The 332-nt window shown below is 44.6% G+C and carries 1 pseudogene; it reads right to left on the bottom strand.

Going from position 1 to position 332, the window contains the following annotated elements:
• Positions 1–332, bottom strand: a pseudogene (locus I8J31_RS20790) (IS5/IS1182 family transposase); the annotation flags it as partial.

Consider the following 332-nt stretch of genomic DNA (forward strand, 5'->3'; position numbering starts at 1 on the left):
ATAAAGCCACTTGAGCAGCTTACGCAGGTTCTGACCACAGGTGCTTAAGGTCACGTTAATCGCATCACCTAGTACGCCTTTTAAAAAGCATCGTCTGAGTTTCCCATCGGATTTGAGATGTCCTATGATAGGCTCTACGCTGTTTCGTCTCCCCATCCATGGCTTCTCCTTCTTTGGTACGCCGCACTTTTGACCAGCAATCAACACCTTAATATCTTCCACGCCCGATCCTTTATACCCTCGGTCAACAAAACAGGTTTCCGATTTTTTTCCTGTTAGGGTTTCAACTTGTTGAAGTTGATCTTTTAACGTATGGCCATCATAAGGATTAC

It is taken from the genome of Marinomonas transparens (assembly GCF_016463975.1).
Classification (GTDB): domain Bacteria; phylum Pseudomonadota; class Gammaproteobacteria; order Pseudomonadales; family Marinomonadaceae; genus Marinomonas; species Marinomonas transparens.